Origin of the sequence: Granulicatella elegans (genome assembly GCF_020735385.1) — a bacterium.
In the GTDB taxonomy this organism is placed as follows: domain Bacteria; phylum Bacillota; class Bacilli; order Lactobacillales; family Aerococcaceae; genus Granulicatella; species Granulicatella elegans_B.
The window spans coordinates 583,229-600,970 of the sequence record NZ_CP085953.1 but is presented as its reverse complement, the minus strand read 5'-3'; the positions used below and the strand labels follow the sequence as shown (position 1 = coordinate 600,970).

The window sequence follows — 17,742 nt, the reverse complement described above, 5'->3', positions numbered from 1 at the left end:
TAAAGGCACGCAAGCACCCTTTAGGGTGTATAATTGCGCCCTTAGAAAATCTAAGGGAGATTTGGTTATTTTATTTTCCCTAATTTTCTCTTATTATTTTTAGTGTTTCTTTAAATTCTTTTGTCTTTGTTGCTTCTTCAAGTAAGATTTTTATTTCTTCATCTGTTAGTTCTTCTGCATTTTCTATAAGGCTTTCTAAGATTGCTCCTCTTGTTATGAGCCTATGAGTTCTTTCTTTTCTTCTTTTTACTATGTCTTGTTTTAGTATCTTTTTTTCTTGATTTTTTAGTTGCCTTAGTTTTTCTTCTGTATCATCTATTTTATCTTTTATTTCTTTTGATTCTTGTCTTATTTGCTCTAATTTTTTCATAAAAGCCACCTATCTATTCTTTATTTTTTAATCTTAACTTTCTAAAAAGCCAGCTTCCAAATCTTCATCTAAGTTTTCGTCTTTTAGATTATCTAAGCTATCATTTTCATCATCAAGATTTTCAATTTCTTCTACAGGAATTTCTCTGTCTCTAAGATAAATTTCTGTAAGTTCCTTTAGTTTTTCTCTATTCCTATTATCTGATAGGATATAGTCTAAAAAGTCATAGATCAAATCATTATTTGTTTCTTCCTGCATACCTGTAATTTCTCTTTCAAAGGCTTCAAACACTCCACCTTTCCTTACTTTTCTTTTTGTTTTTGCACTTCTTTTAAGCTTCTTTTCTTTCTGTTTCAATAGCTTAATTTGATTGTCCATCTGCTCTTTTTTCTTTGTAACTTTTTCTAATTTAATCATTACATTTTCTAATTCTTTCATATTTATTTTCTCCGTTTCTATTTTTCAATCAACTCAGGTTGGAAGTTTTACTCTCCAATCCGAGTTACTAAATCTAAAATATTATAAAAGGACTAAAGTATTTTACCATAGTCCTTTTATAATATAATTTATAAGAATATAACTCTATCTGTATGTTCTATCACATAGTCATCATGTGAAACTAAAATAATCGTTTTTCCTTCTTTGTTCAATTTTTTTAATATATCTAAAATTATATCTCTGTTTTGCGGATCAACCGATGCAGTTGGTTCATCCGCTAATATTATAGACTTATTTTGTAATATAAGTCTTGCTATTGCAATTCTCTGTTGCTCACCTCCAGAAAGTTTGAATATTTTCGTATTTAAATCGACATCTAAATTTAAATCTTCAAGAACCTTTTTTATCTTATTAATTTTTTCGTTCTTGTTGCCACTAATTCCTATTGATAAATTATCTAAAACTGTAAAGTCATCTATCAACGCAAAATTTTGAAATAGATAACCTATATATGTTTTTAATAATTTATTTATCATCTTCTTATCTTTATGATCTACTTTATGGCCATCTATTATGATATCTCCACTATCACAGTTTTCTAACAAGCCTATTATATTTAAAAGGGTTGATTTGCCACTTCCTGAGCAACCTTTAATACCTACAAACTCTCCTTTTTTTACATTACAATCAAAATTTTGAAATAATATTTTTTCTCCATACGATTTGGATACTTTTTTAAGCTCAATCATAAAATCCTCCTTGTGAAAATTATTCACCCTTCAAAACACTCACAGCTTTTCTCGTATAATATAAATAAACAATTAGAAGATATACTACAATTTCCAATCCACAAACCACACATAACAACGGATTCAAAATCAAACTTATTCCTGTTGTAATTGCTATATTTATACTACATAATACAAAAATCACCCTGAGTGGTTTTTGTGACGATACTTTCATTATCGCAATCTCTTTTTTTCTAAATTCGCAGTAAACAACACCAACTGCAATAATTGCTAAGAAAAACGATAACGTATTTATTAAAAATAATTGAATATTATCTATCAATTTCAATTGCATATTATCTAACATTTTTTTGTGTTCAGACTCCAAGTTAACAAGTTGTACTGTTCCTTTATCTGCTCCTATTTTCAGTAAATATTTTTCCATTTTAGTTGTTGCTTCTTTGCCAAAAATAACTCTACCATTATTAAAATAAATACTTCTTTCTATAGGCTTCAATAAATAAATAGCATTATAAACTTTTTCGTTAGGTCTTAAGAAATTAAAATGTTCTTGTTTATCTTTTATATATATAACTTTTGGATTTGATATATAATCAAATTTTTTTAGTATTTCATTTTCTCTATTTTTCAAGTTGTTAGGTAACAATAAAATCGTTTCTTTACTGTTAACAAAAGATTTTACATCAAGAACAGAATTATCCTCTGAATATATCTTTATATATTTTAGCATATTATGAGACATTCTAATTACAGGTGGGTTAGTAATCATTTCTTCTCTTTTTTTGATATTATTAAATACCTCATGTCCACTTAGACTATAGGTTGGGTTTGAATAATTATAAATATCTTGTGAATTACTATTTCCCATAGCAATCAAAATATTTTTCATTAAATTTTCATCTGGTGTTTTTGATGTTTTTATATAATTAAAATTCTTATTTTCTATGCTTTCATAACCCTCACCGGTTAATTTGTAGTCTAAATAGTCATTACATAAATGAGTTGCAGAAAATATAAATATTCCTGTTATAGCTACCTTAAACACCACCAACAAGATAATAAGAATTTTATTGTTTTTGTTATTTTTTAAAGCCGGCACTATTTTTAATATTTTAACAAAAATTGCACCGATTATTAATATAACTGACATTACGACAAATAAGCAAACAAAAATATATATATATAATCTTAAAAAATCACCAATCAAAGTCTTATTCAGCAAACTTAAATAAACAATAAAAACCAACCCTATTAAGGTATATCCTATCGAAATCTGTTTAATTGCTCTTACTAAAATTTTCATAGATATAAGAAAGACATTGTACCCATTCAATTTCATTATTGCAATTTCCTTGCTTCGCAATATATAATATATACTTACGCAAAAAATCAAAAACATCATTACACATATAAAAAACTCAATGTTTCTTTCCGCAAAAACAATGGAGAAATTCATTCTATGACTTTCAAATGCCTCTTTTTGTAATCCATACTCTTTTAAATCTTCAGAAAACAACTTGAAATTGGTTTCATCATTATTTATAGCCCAAAATCTTTGTATTTTTAATTCCTTATTTAAATTTTCCTCATACACGATTTTATTAGTTCTAATTATCTTTTTTTGCAATCCATATCTAATATTGTCGGCATCTGAATTATTAAAATAATTAAAGGTTATGTCTTTTTCAAAAAAACTAGTGTTTTTATATTCAGTTGTAAATGTTGTAATTTTATATTTATTCGATATGGAACTTAATTCATTTGCAGTAATTGTTTTTTCTAACATACAGTCATACAACTGTCCCTGAGTATTAGGGAAAATCAGAGAACTTGAAAAAAGTATGAATAAAAATACTAAGTATATTCCTGCAAAAACACCTGTCAATGTAAATAATTTTTTCATAATAATCACCTTCAATAATAAAAGTAAGGGAGTGAGAATTCTCACTCCCCATGTTATTACAATTCAATACTATTGTAACTCATCCCACAAATTAACTTCAAGTTCAGCAGGAGTAGGTGCAGTATCCATTTCATTATAATCCATACTATAATTTGTTATAACACTGAAATTCTTATAACCAGCCTTATTAGGAGTAAACCAGTGATCGTAAGATGCAGTTTTGGTAATCTTCACTTCACCAGCTTCCTTAACACCATAGGTTGTCCCTGTTAATTCATCTTTATCTCCATTATCATCTTTAACCCATACAGTTACATGATACCTTCTTCCATCCACTTTATTATCCCATACTTTAGAATAGACAACATGGTTATCTATACCACCAAGCCAAGTTCCGCTTCCTCCATCCAGACTCTCTTTAGCTGCATATGCAACTATCGGAGTAACTAAAGCACTTACTAATAAAAAACTACTGATAACTTTATTTTTAAATTTCATAATATTCCTCCTAAATTAAAATATAAATTTTTCAAATTATAAAATCATTCTAAAAATTAAACTATCTCCGTTTTTATACCTATAAGAATTTTCATAAATCATAAAATTAACCTCTTTATAAATTTTAGTTGCTATAATAACTACCATATATTTTTATTATTTTAATTAAAGTGTTATAAAAATCTTAATTTTTTCTCCAATTACTTATATTAAGAGCTCCAGATGCATAAGGATCATTTCCATAGTTATGATTGTAAAGTCCTGCCCTGCCCCACTTAGAAGTCATATTAACTCCCCAAATATTAGAGCTTGTTCTATTAACAATTGCACTATGTCCTCCTTCAACTGGATAATATAATATTTGGCCAGAATGTTTTGGTAGAAATCCAACATTTGTATAGCTTCCATCATTTTTATATGGAGATGTATCGTTTATCCAATATCTATTATTCGCTGACGTACTATACCATGCATAAGAATGGCAATTATAATTTGTAGTTGCACCTCTTAATCTTTTTGCATTAGGATAAGTCTTGTCAAAATATGAATTTATTTCATTTTTCTTTGATTGTGATAACTGTTCGCCTAATATAAAAGCTTCCACATACGTTCCTCTAGGCGTATACACACCAGAAGATGATTTTTTTAATTCATCAGTATAACACTCACTAAATACCGAGTCTTTTTTTTCAAATTCTGATTCAATTTCTGATTCAAGACTCATCTTCACAGCTTTTTTTGATATTTCTCTGATCTGTTCTTCATTTAACTTTATGAACACTTCATTTTTTTCAAGAAGAAATTCTATGAAATTAATCTTTAAACAATCATCACTCTCTTCGCATTTTATATTTTTTGATATAACTGGATTTTCTAAATTAATATATCTATTATATAATACTTTTGCTATATCTTCTCTATTTAATAGAACATCTAGTGGATTAAATCTCTTTCTAATCTCGTTAATTCCATCTTCTACAGTATTAAAAGCATAGACATCTCCAATGAATGGATAATCTAAGACTAAGTCTAACAAGTCTTTTGTATTTAATTTATCCACATTTTCTTTAGGGATATTTAATTTATCCTGTAATTCATAAGCACTATATTTTTTCCATTCTTCTGATTTTGGTGTAATAAAATATTCAAATTCATTATTGCATTTTGCACTTACAATACTAGGTGATATTATTATTCCTAATAGCATCAATACAATTAATTTAAAATTCTTTTTCATAAAAAACCTCACTTTATGCACTAAATTTTTATAACCCGAAATATTTTTTATTAAGCTTAGAATTTCAACTATACATTTATCCAAAAGTGAAAATATAGTTTAATATATCACCATTCTTATACCTCATAGGATTTAAGTTCATTATCAATTCACCTCCTATCTACCTTACATATGAGTTTATCTTTACCTTGCCTGATAATATTTTATTTAATTCATTATCAATTGTAACTATATAATTACTTCTCCTATTAGCCTTAACCTTTAATATTGAGTCTGAAGCAAAAAATTTATTATATATAATTTTTCCATCTTCTTGAATAATTACCTGATATTTAATTCCTCCGGAACAAGACATATCTTTTAATCTAACTGTAAAACCATCATGAACTGGACCTGTCCATGTATCCATGTTAAATTTATAGTCTATCTTATCAAAACTTTTTAACCTTATATTCTCATCAACATTTGCTGCTCTAAGACCTGTTCTCGATACTTCTCCTAATTCCAATTTTTGGTACTCTTCGTCACTTATTATTTGAACTCTATCTCCAAATTCCGAATTAATATTAGTGACTATTTCACCTTTTGTATCAATCCTATCTTGATTTAGATCAGCCACATTGGCAAAGGCTGGTAAACAAAATATAAATGTCGATATAAAAACTACCAGTCCTGTAAGTGTCTTCTTACATTGTTTCATAATAAGTATCCTTTCTTTATTTGGGTTTAATTTTAAAAATAAATTATTTGTATTACTTCCTATTTCTAATAATTTTAGCATTGACATGCAATATTCTTTTCTATTTTTTACAGTATCGCCTAAGTTTTCAACCACTAGCTTATCGCAGTTGATTTCGATATCCTGGTCTAGGTATTTTAAGCTTAACCATAAGAGTGGATTGAACCAATATAGGCAGGCTAATATATTTACAAGGTGGTTGAGTAGGATATGAAATTTCTTTATATGGATTAGTTCATGAATCAAAACATGGTCTAGTAATTTTTCATCTGCTAGGATATGATCTTGTAAGATTATCTTGGGTTTTAAAATCCCAAAGGTAAGGGGAGTTTTTAAATTGTTATTGATATAAATCTCTACTTTTCTTTTTAGTCCAAATTCCCTTATTTTTTCCTTGCACAAGCTATTGTCAATCAGGACTGAGCCTTTCATAACTTTATGGAATTTATAAATTTTTATTCCTAGATAAGTAAAAATCAAAATCGAACCTATTAGGCGGTTTAGTTTAAAAAAGATACAGCCTATTTCATTTGCTAACCATCCTAGGGATGAATCAAAGAAATTTGTTATAACAAATAATATAGAATTTCCTCTTACGTTTTCTATTCCAATATCGAGTTCGTAGGGAGTTATTAAATAGATTATTAAGAGAATCCACAAGATGATACTTGCTGACCTGAAGGCTTTTTTATTTAAGATTGGTCTAACTAGGAAAATTATGGCTAATATTAAAAGACTTTTTATTGATTTTTCGAGTATAAAAACACTAGTTAGACTTAGTGTCATCCTTTTTTTCCTCTTGGTCTTCTTCCTCTTCGTCAAAGCTTGCTATTAATTTTTTCATCTCTTCTATTTCTTCTTTTGTAACTTCTTCATTTTGTAAAAACGTTTTACAAATATTTAAAAGTGATCCCTTAAAAAGTTTGTGAAAGGCTTCTTTTTGCTTATTCAAAAGTGCATCTTCCCTTGATACAAGGACCCTAATTGTATATTTAGGATACCTCCTAGCTATAGCTCCTTTTTCTACTAATCTTCCAAAAAATGTGTAGCAAGATGTTTTGCTTATATTGTGCCTTTCCATCAATACTTTAGATAATTCTAAGGCTTGGATTTCTCCATTTTCATCTAATACATCGCCCTTCCACAACTCTTCCATTACTAGTAGTTCTCCATCTGAAAATTCCAACTATATTTCCTCCTTTGTAAATTACAGTTTCGTTTATTTTTCTATTTTTGTTAATTTAATTATCTTCATCTTGAGTATACCACGGTTTTTAAAAATGGTCAAGTGTTTTGACCATTTAAAATAATGTTTTTTTATTTTAATACATATCTGTTCCGTTGTAAATTTCTTTTTAAAATTCATCTTCAAAACTAATAATATCATTAGGAGTGCAAGATAGAGCCTTACATATTCTTTCTAAATTTTTAAATGTAATTGGTTTATCCTTGCCCATTTGTGCCATAACATTTGTTGTTAGTCCTGCCATAGCTATTACATCTGTTTTTTTTAATCCTTTTTTTGCCAACTGTATCCATAATGGTTTATAGTTTAGTGCCATAATATCCCTCTTTTTCTCTTCATTAGATTTATTTAATTATAGCATAAATATTGATTTCATTCAATCTTACATTGATTTAGTGATTTGTTTTAGAGAATTTGTTGTGTTATTCCGTCCTTATTTTGCCATAAATTGCTTAATACCTTGAGATTTAGCACCAGATAGTGATAGGTAATCCTTTGATGTTATCTCCGGATTTTCCCCCACTTCACACCGTGCATGCGACTTTCACCGCACACGGCGTTCCATCACAAGAAAGATTTTCACGTTTTAACTAAGACTTACACACTTCGTAACAAATTATTTTTTTCTCTAAATTAGTGGCAATTCTGCCATTTTTCTAAGCTTATTACATTTCTCAATCTGCTTGACTGTTAACCCAAGCTCTTTTATATATTTTTGGATTGTATCTACTTTTGTTGCATGGATGAGTATATGAACTGCTTCTGTAACAAGAATTAAGTTGCTGTAACTGTCTGTACCGCCTTGTTCAAGCGGTATCTTGTGATGGCAATGTATGTCGTTTGGTATAAGTTTTACACCTGTTACTCCACATCTGCCATATTGAGCTGCAAAGAGCGAGATTCTGTTGTCTGCAAACTCTATGCTTTTATCAAGCACAGGATGTCTCATCAACCAAACAAGTGTATCTACATCAATTTGCAGATTTTTATGAATAAAAGCTCTGCCCTTTACAGTGTATTTATTTACAATCTTTTTCTTGTGTTTTGCGTCCTTTGTCCTAATATATCCAACTGGAATTAGCGGATGTCCATTAAGGAAGCGAAGCTGTTTACTTTTTCCATATTTTGCTTTGATAAATCCTTTGTTTAGCGTTCCACTGGTTTTAATATCAAGTCTGTTGTTCATCTGCTTTTTAATGTGAAAGGCTATTTTAGCAAAGTCCAAACTTACATTTGTTGCTATTTGGTAGTAATTATGCAAGCCTGAAACAGTGGCATTATACTTGGCTATTGCTTTGTACTGTTCCTTTTCGTTTGCAGGTCTTTTTATATCCGCAACACATTTAGAAATATCTTCTTTTGCATTTTTCAGTGCCTTATCACTTATATGCGACTGTACAACAAACTTTTTGCCTTTTGGTTTAACCTTAAGCTTAAATCCTAAGAACTCCGAATACCTTTGTTTTAGATTTGTTATTTTAGATTTTTCTTCACTCACATTTAGTTTTAATCGGTCTTGCAACCATTTTGTAACTGCCTGATAGGTTCTTTTTGCATCGTAGTAATTACGGCAAAATATCTTAAAATCATCAGCATACCTTACAATGTATATTTCTTTTAGGTTGCTTGTTCTTAAAGCTCTGTAAGTATGGCTTTTTATCTCTGTTCCTTGACTGTTCGTTCTCTGTTTATATGGATAATGCGTAGGCATTGTCAGCCATTGAGATGAAACCCACCAATCTAATTCGTTCAAGACTACATTAGATAGTAGCGGTGATAATATTCCGCCTTGTGGTGTTCCCTTTGTTGGTGTAATTACCTTTTTATCGGGCATAACTATGTCTGCTTTAAGCATTTCCTTAATGATACAAAGTAACTTTTTGTCTTGGATTCCTAAATTCCAAAGCTGCCTTATGAGCTTTGCATGATATACGTTATCGAAAAATCCTTGTATATCAATATCGACTACATAGTGTAAGTGCTGTATCTGCATTAGTCTTGCACATTCTGCAATAGCGTGTTCCGTACTCCTGTTAGGTCGAAACCCATAGGAACTGTCATGAAACTTGGCTTCACATATCGGCTCTAATATTTGCAAGATACATTGTTGTACAATTCTGTCTACAATAGTCGGTATTCCTAAAGGTCTTATTTTCCCATTAGGCTTTAGTATCTCCACTCTCTTTACAGGGCGTGGTTTATACCAATGAAACTGTTTTTGTATGAGAGAAATGTATTCTTCTTCATTTAGCCTTGATAGATGTTTTATTGTTCTGCCATCTACTCCGGCTGTATGACTTCCTTTGTTCCCTTTTATACTACGATAGGCAAGTTTAATATTTTCTCTTGAAGTTATCAACTCCATTAAATTTGAAAATACTTTATTATTACCGCTATCTTCATATAAATCATCAAGGACTTTTTGCAAGTCATAGTATTCCGTATAACGGATTTTGCTTTGTTTCAGTGTTTGTTTCGAAGTGGACACAGTCACCATCTCCTTTCGGATTTGATTTTCTTTGTCATACTCGAAGCTGTGTTTGTCTTAATTTCAGTTCTTGTACTTTCCTGTGACTGGTGGCTATCCCTCCACGAACTTATTATTTTCGCTTCATAGGTACTGTGCCACCGCTTTCACCAAGATAAAGAACGGTTATATGCTGTTTTTACAGTCATTTTCCCATTCAACACTTCTTTAGCATTAGACTGCTTCCGTGTTCTTGGCTTACCACGTTCCGACAATCTTATCATTGAATACGTTTAGGTTCTTCCTCTAAGCCTGTGTTTAGTTTTCACCATATCGCCTGTAACAATATATGGATTTTTATAACAACCATTCTTACTCATCCACAAACACCCCATCTTTGATGGGAATTGCCGTTAGGCAAATTCAAACGTTTAGACTTGTACATTCGGAAGTACGTCAGTGCTTTGGTATACACATTCTCACCATGCGTATTCGACACCCGGCATATAGGTAGCACCGTCCACCTCTGAACAGCTTTCGTGTCTGATATGAAATATCAGTCTTACGGCTACTCTCTGCCGACTTCACCGAGCTTTTGACAATGAAATAGTCTAATATTCATTGCCAATCGGAGTATCAGTGTAGGCATTTCAGGGCGTTACCCCATCATTCTACCTATCAGATTGTCAGTTCTCCTAAGTTTTGAACTTTTAGTCCTTCGACTTAGTGCATAAGCTTTTCACTTATGAACGTGTCGCACGGTTATCATTACCATAACCTTCCATTAAGTTAATAACTCCCCATGCTCCTAAACCTGCACCAATTGCAGTTACAAGTGTCTTTAAAACTCCAACTCCAGCTGTAAAAAATTCCATATTATTCCTCCTCGTTTTCTTTCTTATTTTCTATTTTATTTAGTGATTTAACTATAAAATTCTTGTAGACCTTATCTCCTTTTTTGTTTTCTTTGAAATATCCAAAGACATGGATTAGATCTCCTTTATCTAATTCTTTTGCACGTTCGCTTTTTTCTCCGTAGACTGAACAATTTATATATTCTTTTCCTTTACCATATTTTTTAATGAGAGTAAAATTTGCTACATCTACTTTTTCTCCATCTCTTTCAAATTCTGATAATTCCACTTCTTTAACTAAATTTGCATTAATATTTATCATTTCTCTATCCATTAATTTCTTCTCCTTAATCTATAAATTTCAATTAAAAAAGCGACTGGATCTATTTATTTCCAATCGCTATACATTATTCCTTATTAAATTGTTCTAAGTAGGAGCTCTTATCCTTAACATCTTAACCTCCTAATTTTGAGTATAAAAAAAGCAGTAAACTTTATAATTACTGCTTTAATAAAATATCCTATATTATTAATCATTAAATGAACAATCTCGACAAATACCACCTACATCTTCTCGCCTATCCTTAAATCCCTTTCCACATTTAGAGCAAATAAATGCATAATCATTATTGTAATTCTCCTCTTCTAAATAAGAGTCATCGTAGTCTTCTTCATTTTTGTTTATAGAATCTTGATCTATCTGAATTTCAATTATTTCAATATCTGTATATTCTTTATCATTATTAATATAAAAAGAATCTTCTTCGATATCATCTTTATTAATTAATCTTGTGACATTAACTATGACACTTCCACTAAATTCTTGTTCTATTGGTGGTGATTGTATGACTTCTTTTGTATCATCATCACGTCCCCAATAATCAAAGGATACACAACTTAAATTTATTAAATATTCTAGCTCATAAGTTATACTAACAATCTCGTCTGTAAACTCTTCATAAGTATCTAATATCTCATTGAATTCACAATTATTTATATCTAATTCTTCAATACCCTCACTTCCAATAACATACGATTCTAGATAATAATAGTTGTTATTATAAATACTGTCAACTATATCATTAGAAATATCTTGTTTTACTCTTTCTACATATGACACATCTTTTCTATTTAAATCTACATAAACATTAAAATCATATCTATCATATACTTTTGAAGCGAAATTCTGAAACATTCCTGTTGTTAAAAATTCAATATTTACATTTGGATTTTTTTCTTTAAATTCACTTAATAATTTATCGTGAACTACTAAATTATCTTGACTATCCTTACTCCACCAGTCTTCTTTTATATCATTCGTAATAAAAATAATATCTTTTACTGATTTTTCAACTGGTAAATCTAATATCTCTTTCCAAACAAATAAATCTCCAAATTTTTCAACTCCATCTTTATTAATGTCCTCATATCCAGGCGGAATTTTATATTTATACCTAAGTTCACCCTCTCTAATAATTTTTAATTGTTCACTAAACCTTATCCTATTACCTATCCTATTATTTTTTTCTAAATATGAAATAAGATTATCTATATCTTTAATTATTTCAGGAGAATCTGTTGTTATTTCATCATATTCAATACCAACACTATTTTTATAAGATTTGATTATTTGTTTTAATTCAACTAACTTGTTATTTAATTCATTCTCCAAATTTTTTCTTCCAAAATAATTATATTTAGATGATTTAATCAAGACACTCTCTAAATTTTTTTGACTCCTTTCAATTACTCTTAGTAAATCTTTTTCAAAATTTTGATACTTTTTTTCAATTGTCCGAATACGCTATATTTATTTTTATTAAATTCTTTATACACTTGATTCGGAATCCATATTAAATCCTTACACTCCTTGAAAATTTCTAATATGTTTTTGCTACTGTATAATGAATATCGAGCTAAGTCAAGTATTACATTTGTATCTAATACTATTATAGAGGTTTTTCTATTTATTATTTTTTTAAATTTTTCATAATTCAATTAAAGCACCAACCTTATTATTTAATTACATTCACAAAATTATTAAGTTTTTTCCATTTTCTAATCTTAGTCCTAAATGTTCCAAATGGTGCTACTGTATTTACATGGATAAATTTATATACTTCCCAAGTTGCAGTTTTTGTTGCTTCATCTGCCCATTTTCTCATATGTGGTTTAAATAATTCTTCCTCTGTAAGATTATCTATCAAAGAGTAAATATCTTCTATATTCTGTGATAGTTGTTCTTTTAATTCCTTTAACGATTTATGAGCATAGGTATCTGTAAACCATTGATACAATTCTCCAAGTTGATTCCACTTAAATTTGTCAGATGGCGTTTTAACCTCAATTCCCTTTTTTTCATCTTCTTCCCATTTCAAAACTAAAGTTGTCCAACCTACTTGATAGGCAAGATTTTCAGCTGGTGTCCTATCAACTTGATCTACTCTTTTATCTTTTAATTCTTCTGGGATATTATCAAACTCTGAAATATATTTTCCAAAAGTTTTCTTTATCTCATTTTTTAATTCTTCCTTACTTTCATAAGACCTCATATGCCTACCTCCATGGTTTATATAGATATTATACCAAAAATATTTTTATCCTAGGCTTAATTCATAATCTTGTAATCAAACTGTTCCTGTTTATTTTTATTTTATCTCTATTTGTTAAATACTCTTCCACATCAAACAAGTTCTTCTTATCATAATCTTCCAACAACTTGTAATTCTTATGCTTTGTAATATCAAATTTATCAGACAAGAAAGGTCTTACTCCTCTTAACTGATAAATACACTTACCACCATCCATTACAGTTATTTCATCTTGGCTCATAAGTTCCTTCCCAGTTTTTTGGTAATTTAGACCAAAAGATTTCTGGTTTGATCTTGTTTCTGATGTGTTATATAGGTCTATGGTTTCTTTTCCTAAGGTTTCAGATAACTCTTTTACTGTTGTTTTTTCTTTTCCTCCTAGAAAGAGTGTTGAGTCACAGTTACCAACTATTGTATCTGCATGGTCTTTGTAAATTGCTTTTAATTGAGATTGTGCTTGCAGTATTATGCTTGCTGATATTTCTCTTGAACGAATTGTCGCAATCAGTTTTTCAAATTTAGGAATCAAACCAATATTTGCAAACTCATCAAGTAGACACCTAACATGAACTGGAAGTCTTCCACCATACACATCATCTGCCTTATCACATAGGAGATTAAATAATTGGGAATACATTATTGATACTACAAAATTAAAGGTATCATCAGTATCTGATATTATTACGAACAAGGCAGTTTTCCTATCTCCAATTTTATCAAGTTCTAGTTCGTCTTCACTCATTAGTTCTCTAAGCTCTCTTATGTCAAAAGGTGCAAGTCTTGCTCCACAAGATATTAGAATTGACTTGGCAGTTTTTCCTGCTGCCAGCTTATATTTCTTGTATTGCTTAACTGCAAAATGACTTGGGTCTTTCTTTTCAAGAGCTTCAAAGAGCCTATCAATTGGGTTCATATAGGTTTCGTCATCTTCTCTAACTTCACTTGCGTCAATCATATCCAAAAGTGTCTTAAAGTTCTTTTCTTCTTCAGGTGCTTCATAATAAATATACCCAATAAGAGCAGTGTAATATAACTTTTCAGCCTTTACCCAAAAATCTTCTCCTGCCTTTTCTCCATCTCCCTTGGTGTTGGCAATAATTGTTTGGACAAGCTTTAAAATATCTTTTTCACTTCTCAAGTATGCAAAGGGATTGTATTTCATGGACTTTTTGAAGTTTATTGTGTTTAATATCTTTATATCGTATCCATTTTCATAAAGCATTTTTCCACACTCTAACACAAGTGTGCCTTTAGGGTCTGTTACTACATAGGAAGAGTGCATTTGCATTAGATTTGGCTTTACATAAAATCTTGTCTTACCTGATCCAGAACCACCTATTACTAATACATTTTTATTTCTAGCATATTTAGGATTTTTAGGTCTTGAGTTCATTGTAAGTCTTTCGGTATTAGTTATGAGAACATTATTTTCAAACTTAGGGTCAATGTATGGAGCAATATCCTTGCTTTCTCCCCATCTTGCAGATCCATATTCCTTGCCTTGCCTATATTTCTTTTTATTTTTACCTTTACTATAAACAATTAGCTTAACAAGACCAGCAACTGAAATACCTACTAACAAGTCCCTTGGATTAAGGCTTGGTATATAAGATAAAGTTCCTATATCAGAAATTCCCACCATTATTCTATCAATAATATCTCCTCCTACATAAGAATTGATGTGCTTAGAAAAGATATTTCCAATGTAGAAGAAAGATAGATAAGGAATGTTTGCTAATATAAATTTCTTTGGGTTGTCTATTTTAATTAAGTATTTAATATCAGAAAGAATGGCTTCTAATATCTTATTCATCGTAGAAACCTTCACTATCTAATAAAATTAGTAGGTAGTGTCTTCCCTTTGGTGTTATAAATGTTTGTATGCCTACAAGTGTACCTAGTGGATCAATCCATTCTTTTACTTCAAAATATCCCTTGTTCTTATCTGCATAAGGTAAGAGTTTCTTTTTCTTATCTCTGTAAATTAATCCCTTATCCATTAGAAAACTTATAAATTGATTTTGTGGTATTCCTAACTCTTTGGCAGTATTTCTAAAGTTTGTAAGTAGGTTATAATCTACTAATTTGTCATAATAATCTGCCTTTGGTCTTAATTCTTCAATTTCTTCTTCTCTTTCAGCAATAATTCTATTGGCTACAAGAATTGCATCTGCAAGTAGATCTTCATTAGTTTTCTTTTCTTGCCCTACTATATATCCTCCGTTTTTTCTAATACTTGGTAAGACTTCTCTAGTTACCCAAGCTTTGAATATTTTTGCTTGTGGTAGTTTTGATGAGAGGATAAGTGAATACAATCCTGATTCGTTAATTATTGAAATATTCTGTATTCCTCCAGGGGTGTTCCATTTCGTTACACCCTTATCTTCCTCATCTACATGGTCATAAACAGCTTTTCTTGGATTGACATATCCTAACATAGTTGCTACTTCATTTGCTATAAAGAAAAACTCACCGTCTTTTTCTATAACAGTGAGTTTCCCAAAATTCTTATTTTCAAATGTTTTTAAATTACTTATCATAAGCTTTGCTCCTTATGTTTATTTTTAACCTTATCTTTGCTAATGGTATCCTTAGCCATATCTTTAAACTTATTTATTGTCTTCGTTATTGAATCTTTTCTATCGGCCTTTCTTTCAGATTCCTTAACTGCTTTTTTAAAGGCATGTTCCATTACCTTTATATCCTTAGATTGAAAAAACACAGAGTGGTTACCAGTTTCCTTATCTTTCATAACAGAAAACTTAACTCCGTGTTTATTTAAAATTTTCTTTAGTTCTTTTAACTCAGGATCTTTTAGATTAATTTCTTCTAACTGTCCCTTTTTAACCATATCCTTTAGCTTTACTTCTTCTCCGTTATTTTTTATTACATTTTTCAAGCCTCCTTGTTCTTCTATTTGCTTGTGTACTTTCTTTAAGGCATCAAGAATTGCTTTACTTGTTGCTTTTGCAAGTCTTACTTCAAGATTAAGACTTGACCTAGATACTTCTTCATTAATCATCTATTCCACCTCCATATAAAAGTAACTCTTTGTATTTTCTTAACTTCTCTTGATGGATTTTTCTTCTAAAATCTTCTCCCGTAACTTTAACTGGTATTGTCATTTCAAGTATTCTTGAATATATCCTCTGATACTCAAGGTCAATATTAGGATTTTGAATAATTTCCAATGATAAGTTTGTAGTAAAAATTGTCGGCCTACCCTTTAAGTATCTTGAGTTTATAATGTTATATACCTGTTCTCTTGCATAAGATGTATCCCTTTCAATTCCAAGGTCATCTAAAATTAACAAAGGAATATTAGAGAGGTTACTTATTATTTCATTTGAATCTAGTTTAAATGCTGATTTTTGTATTTGGTTTATAACTTGAGATAAATTCATAATCTTAACTTTAACTTGTTCTCTTTCAATTAATTCATTTGCAATAGAACAAGCAAGATAAGTCTTTCCACTGCCAACATCTCCATAAAATAAAAGTCCAACATTGTCTTCCTTCATTTGCTCAAAACTTTTGGCATAATTATAGGCAACCTTATAGGCTTGACCTTTTTCATTTAAGAATTTCTCAAAAGTATATTGGTGTTGGAGCGGCGATGAGAAGCAATCTCTTTTCAATGATGATATTTTCATCAGTCTTTCTCTTTCTTCATTTTCCTTATCTCTTTTTATTTCACATTCACATTTAATTCTTGGAATAAACTTTGTAAATCCAAGGTCAACTAATTCTCCATCGACTCTTTTACCACATGATTTACAATAGATATGTCCATTTCTTTCAATATCATTTTTTCTTAATACAAAATCTTTTAAGCTTTTCATAAACTCTCTCCTATATCGTAATTCATTTTCCTTGTTGTATTATCATTAATGTTTTTTGCCTGATCATTAAGATACCAATTGATTATGGTTGCCTTGTGATCTTGATAGACTCTGTCATTTGCTTTCATATACGACGACAACCTATCAATATATTCACTAATTCTACTTCCTAACTCATTTGTTAAGTCCTTGTATTCTTCATCAGTCAAAAATATATTTTTATATATTCCATAAGGCTTTTGCCCTTTACTAAAATCATTATTTCTTAACTCATTATTACTAATATTGTTATAGTTACTTTCCGATTTTCGAAAATCTTGACTTTCGATATTCGAATCTCTTGAATTTCGATTATCGAACTTCTGAAATTTTGTTTTTCGAACTTCTTGATTTTTTAATTCCATATTATTAAATATGCTCATAAAGTCTTTAACATAGATTCTATTAGGCTTTCCAAGTCCTTGTCTTTTCTTTTCAATCAGTCCTATTCCTGATTTAATATCAAGTTCAGCTATTAATTTATTTGCTTTTTCACTTGCACAATTAAATTGATCTTTTATACTTTCTATTGTGTAGTAAATAAAGACTTTTCCATCTTCATCTATCCAACCATTTTTATATGAAAGACCCATTCGATTAAGCATATATGAATACAAAACTTTAGCTTCAATAGAAATGCTCTCGAAAATCTCATCTTTCATTAATACCATAGGTAACCTAATGAAGTTATACATCTCAGATTGCCTATTATAAAAATAATCAAAATTCATTCTTACCTCCTTTCTTTGAAATAAAAAAAAGACGACAG

General features: G+C 29.7%; 17 protein-coding genes and 2 pseudogenes. All 19 read right to left on the bottom strand.

Translation table 11 applies throughout. The features are described from left to right. Positions 1-79: 79 nt before the first annotated feature. Positions 80-370, bottom strand: a complete 291-nt coding sequence (locus LK443_RS03035) for a DUF3847 domain-containing protein (RefSeq protein WP_227932072.1) — start codon at positions 368-370, stop codon at positions 80-82. 33 nt (positions 371-403) lie between these two features. Next, complete coding sequence (locus tag LK443_RS03030) at positions 404-808, bottom strand: hypothetical protein (protein ID WP_227932071.1); 405 nt, start codon at positions 806-808, stop codon at positions 404-406. A gap of 128 nt (positions 809-936) precedes the next feature. After that, positions 937-1,557: an ATP-binding cassette domain-containing protein gene (locus LK443_RS03025; RefSeq protein WP_227932070.1), complete on the bottom strand. Its 621-nt coding sequence runs from the start codon at positions 1,555-1,557 to the stop codon at positions 937-939. Between the two features lie 19 nt (positions 1,558-1,576). Then, complete coding sequence (locus LK443_RS03020; protein WP_227932069.1) at positions 1,577-3,460, bottom strand: hypothetical protein; 1,884 nt, start codon at positions 3,458-3,460, stop codon at positions 1,577-1,579. 69 nt (positions 3,461-3,529) lie between these two features. Further along, on the bottom strand, positions 3,530-3,958 hold the full coding sequence (locus LK443_RS03015) for a hypothetical protein (protein ID WP_227932068.1): 429 nt from the start codon (positions 3,956-3,958) through the stop codon (positions 3,530-3,532). Positions 3,959-4,142: 184 nt separating this feature from the next. Beyond that, positions 4,143-5,195 (bottom strand): hypothetical protein, encoded by a 1,053-nt coding sequence (locus tag LK443_RS03010; RefSeq protein ID WP_227932067.1) that lies wholly within the window; start codon positions 5,193-5,195, stop codon positions 4,143-4,145. Between the two features lie 160 nt (positions 5,196-5,355). Further along, positions 5,356-6,720 (bottom strand): M56 family metallopeptidase, encoded by a 1,365-nt coding sequence (locus tag LK443_RS03005; protein WP_227932066.1) that lies wholly within the window; start codon positions 6,718-6,720, stop codon positions 5,356-5,358. Next, the gene (locus tag LK443_RS03000; RefSeq protein ID WP_227932065.1) at positions 6,701-7,120 is read right to left on the bottom strand and encodes a BlaI/MecI/CopY family transcriptional regulator; all 420 of its coding nucleotides are present in this window, start codon (positions 7,118-7,120) and stop codon (positions 6,701-6,703) included. Before LK443_RS03000 ends, LK443_RS03005 begins: the two co-directional genes overlap by 20 nt. A gap of 169 nt (positions 7,121-7,289) precedes the next feature. Beyond that, positions 7,290-7,496, bottom strand: a complete 207-nt coding sequence (locus LK443_RS02995; RefSeq protein ID WP_227932064.1) for a helix-turn-helix domain-containing protein — start codon at positions 7,494-7,496, stop codon at positions 7,290-7,292. Positions 7,497-7,808: 312 nt separating this feature from the next. Continuing rightward, entirely contained in the window at positions 7,809-9,668 is a 1,860-nt protein-coding gene (ltrA, locus tag LK443_RS02990) for a group II intron reverse transcriptase/maturase (protein WP_227931966.1), read from the bottom strand. 725 nt (positions 9,669-10,393) lie between these two features. Further along, positions 10,394-10,522: pseudogene (locus LK443_RS02985) on the bottom strand (Maff2 family mobile element protein); the annotation flags it as partial. 1 nt (position 10,523) lies between these two features. Next, positions 10,524-10,835: a hypothetical protein gene (locus LK443_RS02980; RefSeq protein WP_002839977.1), complete on the bottom strand. Its 312-nt coding sequence runs from the start codon at positions 10,833-10,835 to the stop codon at positions 10,524-10,526. Between the two features lie 195 nt (positions 10,836-11,030). Further along, positions 11,031-12,499: pseudogene (locus LK443_RS02975) on the bottom strand (PIN-like domain-containing protein). A gap of 17 nt (positions 12,500-12,516) precedes the next feature. Next, positions 12,517-13,053, bottom strand: coding sequence for a ClbS/DfsB family four-helix bundle protein (locus LK443_RS02970; protein WP_001258251.1), 537 nt, complete (start codon positions 13,051-13,053; stop codon positions 12,517-12,519). A 61-nt stretch (positions 13,054-13,114) separates the two neighbouring features. Then, positions 13,115-14,905: a VirD4-like conjugal transfer protein, CD1115 family gene (locus LK443_RS02965; protein ID WP_227932063.1), complete on the bottom strand. Its 1,791-nt coding sequence runs from the start codon at positions 14,903-14,905 to the stop codon at positions 13,115-13,117. Further along, positions 14,898-15,632: a BRO family protein gene (locus LK443_RS02960; protein WP_227932062.1), complete on the bottom strand. Its 735-nt coding sequence runs from the start codon at positions 15,630-15,632 to the stop codon at positions 14,898-14,900. Before LK443_RS02960 ends, LK443_RS02965 begins: the two co-directional genes overlap by 8 nt. Beyond that, positions 15,629-16,114 carry a PcfB family protein gene (locus tag LK443_RS02955; RefSeq protein ID WP_007894980.1) on the bottom strand — a complete coding sequence of 162 codons (486 nt, stop codon included), beginning with the start codon at positions 16,112-16,114 and terminating at the stop codon, positions 15,629-15,631. The genes LK443_RS02960 and LK443_RS02955 overlap by 4 nt, the downstream gene beginning before the upstream one ends. After that, the gene (locus LK443_RS02950) at positions 16,107-16,934 is read right to left on the bottom strand and encodes an ATP-binding protein (protein WP_227932061.1); all 828 of its coding nucleotides are present in this window, start codon (positions 16,932-16,934) and stop codon (positions 16,107-16,109) included. The genes LK443_RS02955 and LK443_RS02950 overlap by 8 nt, the downstream gene beginning before the upstream one ends. Continuing rightward, positions 16,931-17,704 carry a replication initiator protein A gene (locus LK443_RS02945; RefSeq protein ID WP_227932060.1) on the bottom strand — a complete coding sequence of 258 codons (774 nt, stop codon included), beginning with the start codon at positions 17,702-17,704 and terminating at the stop codon, positions 16,931-16,933. The genes LK443_RS02950 and LK443_RS02945 overlap by 4 nt, the downstream gene beginning before the upstream one ends. Between the last annotated feature and the right edge of the window lie 38 nt (positions 17,705-17,742).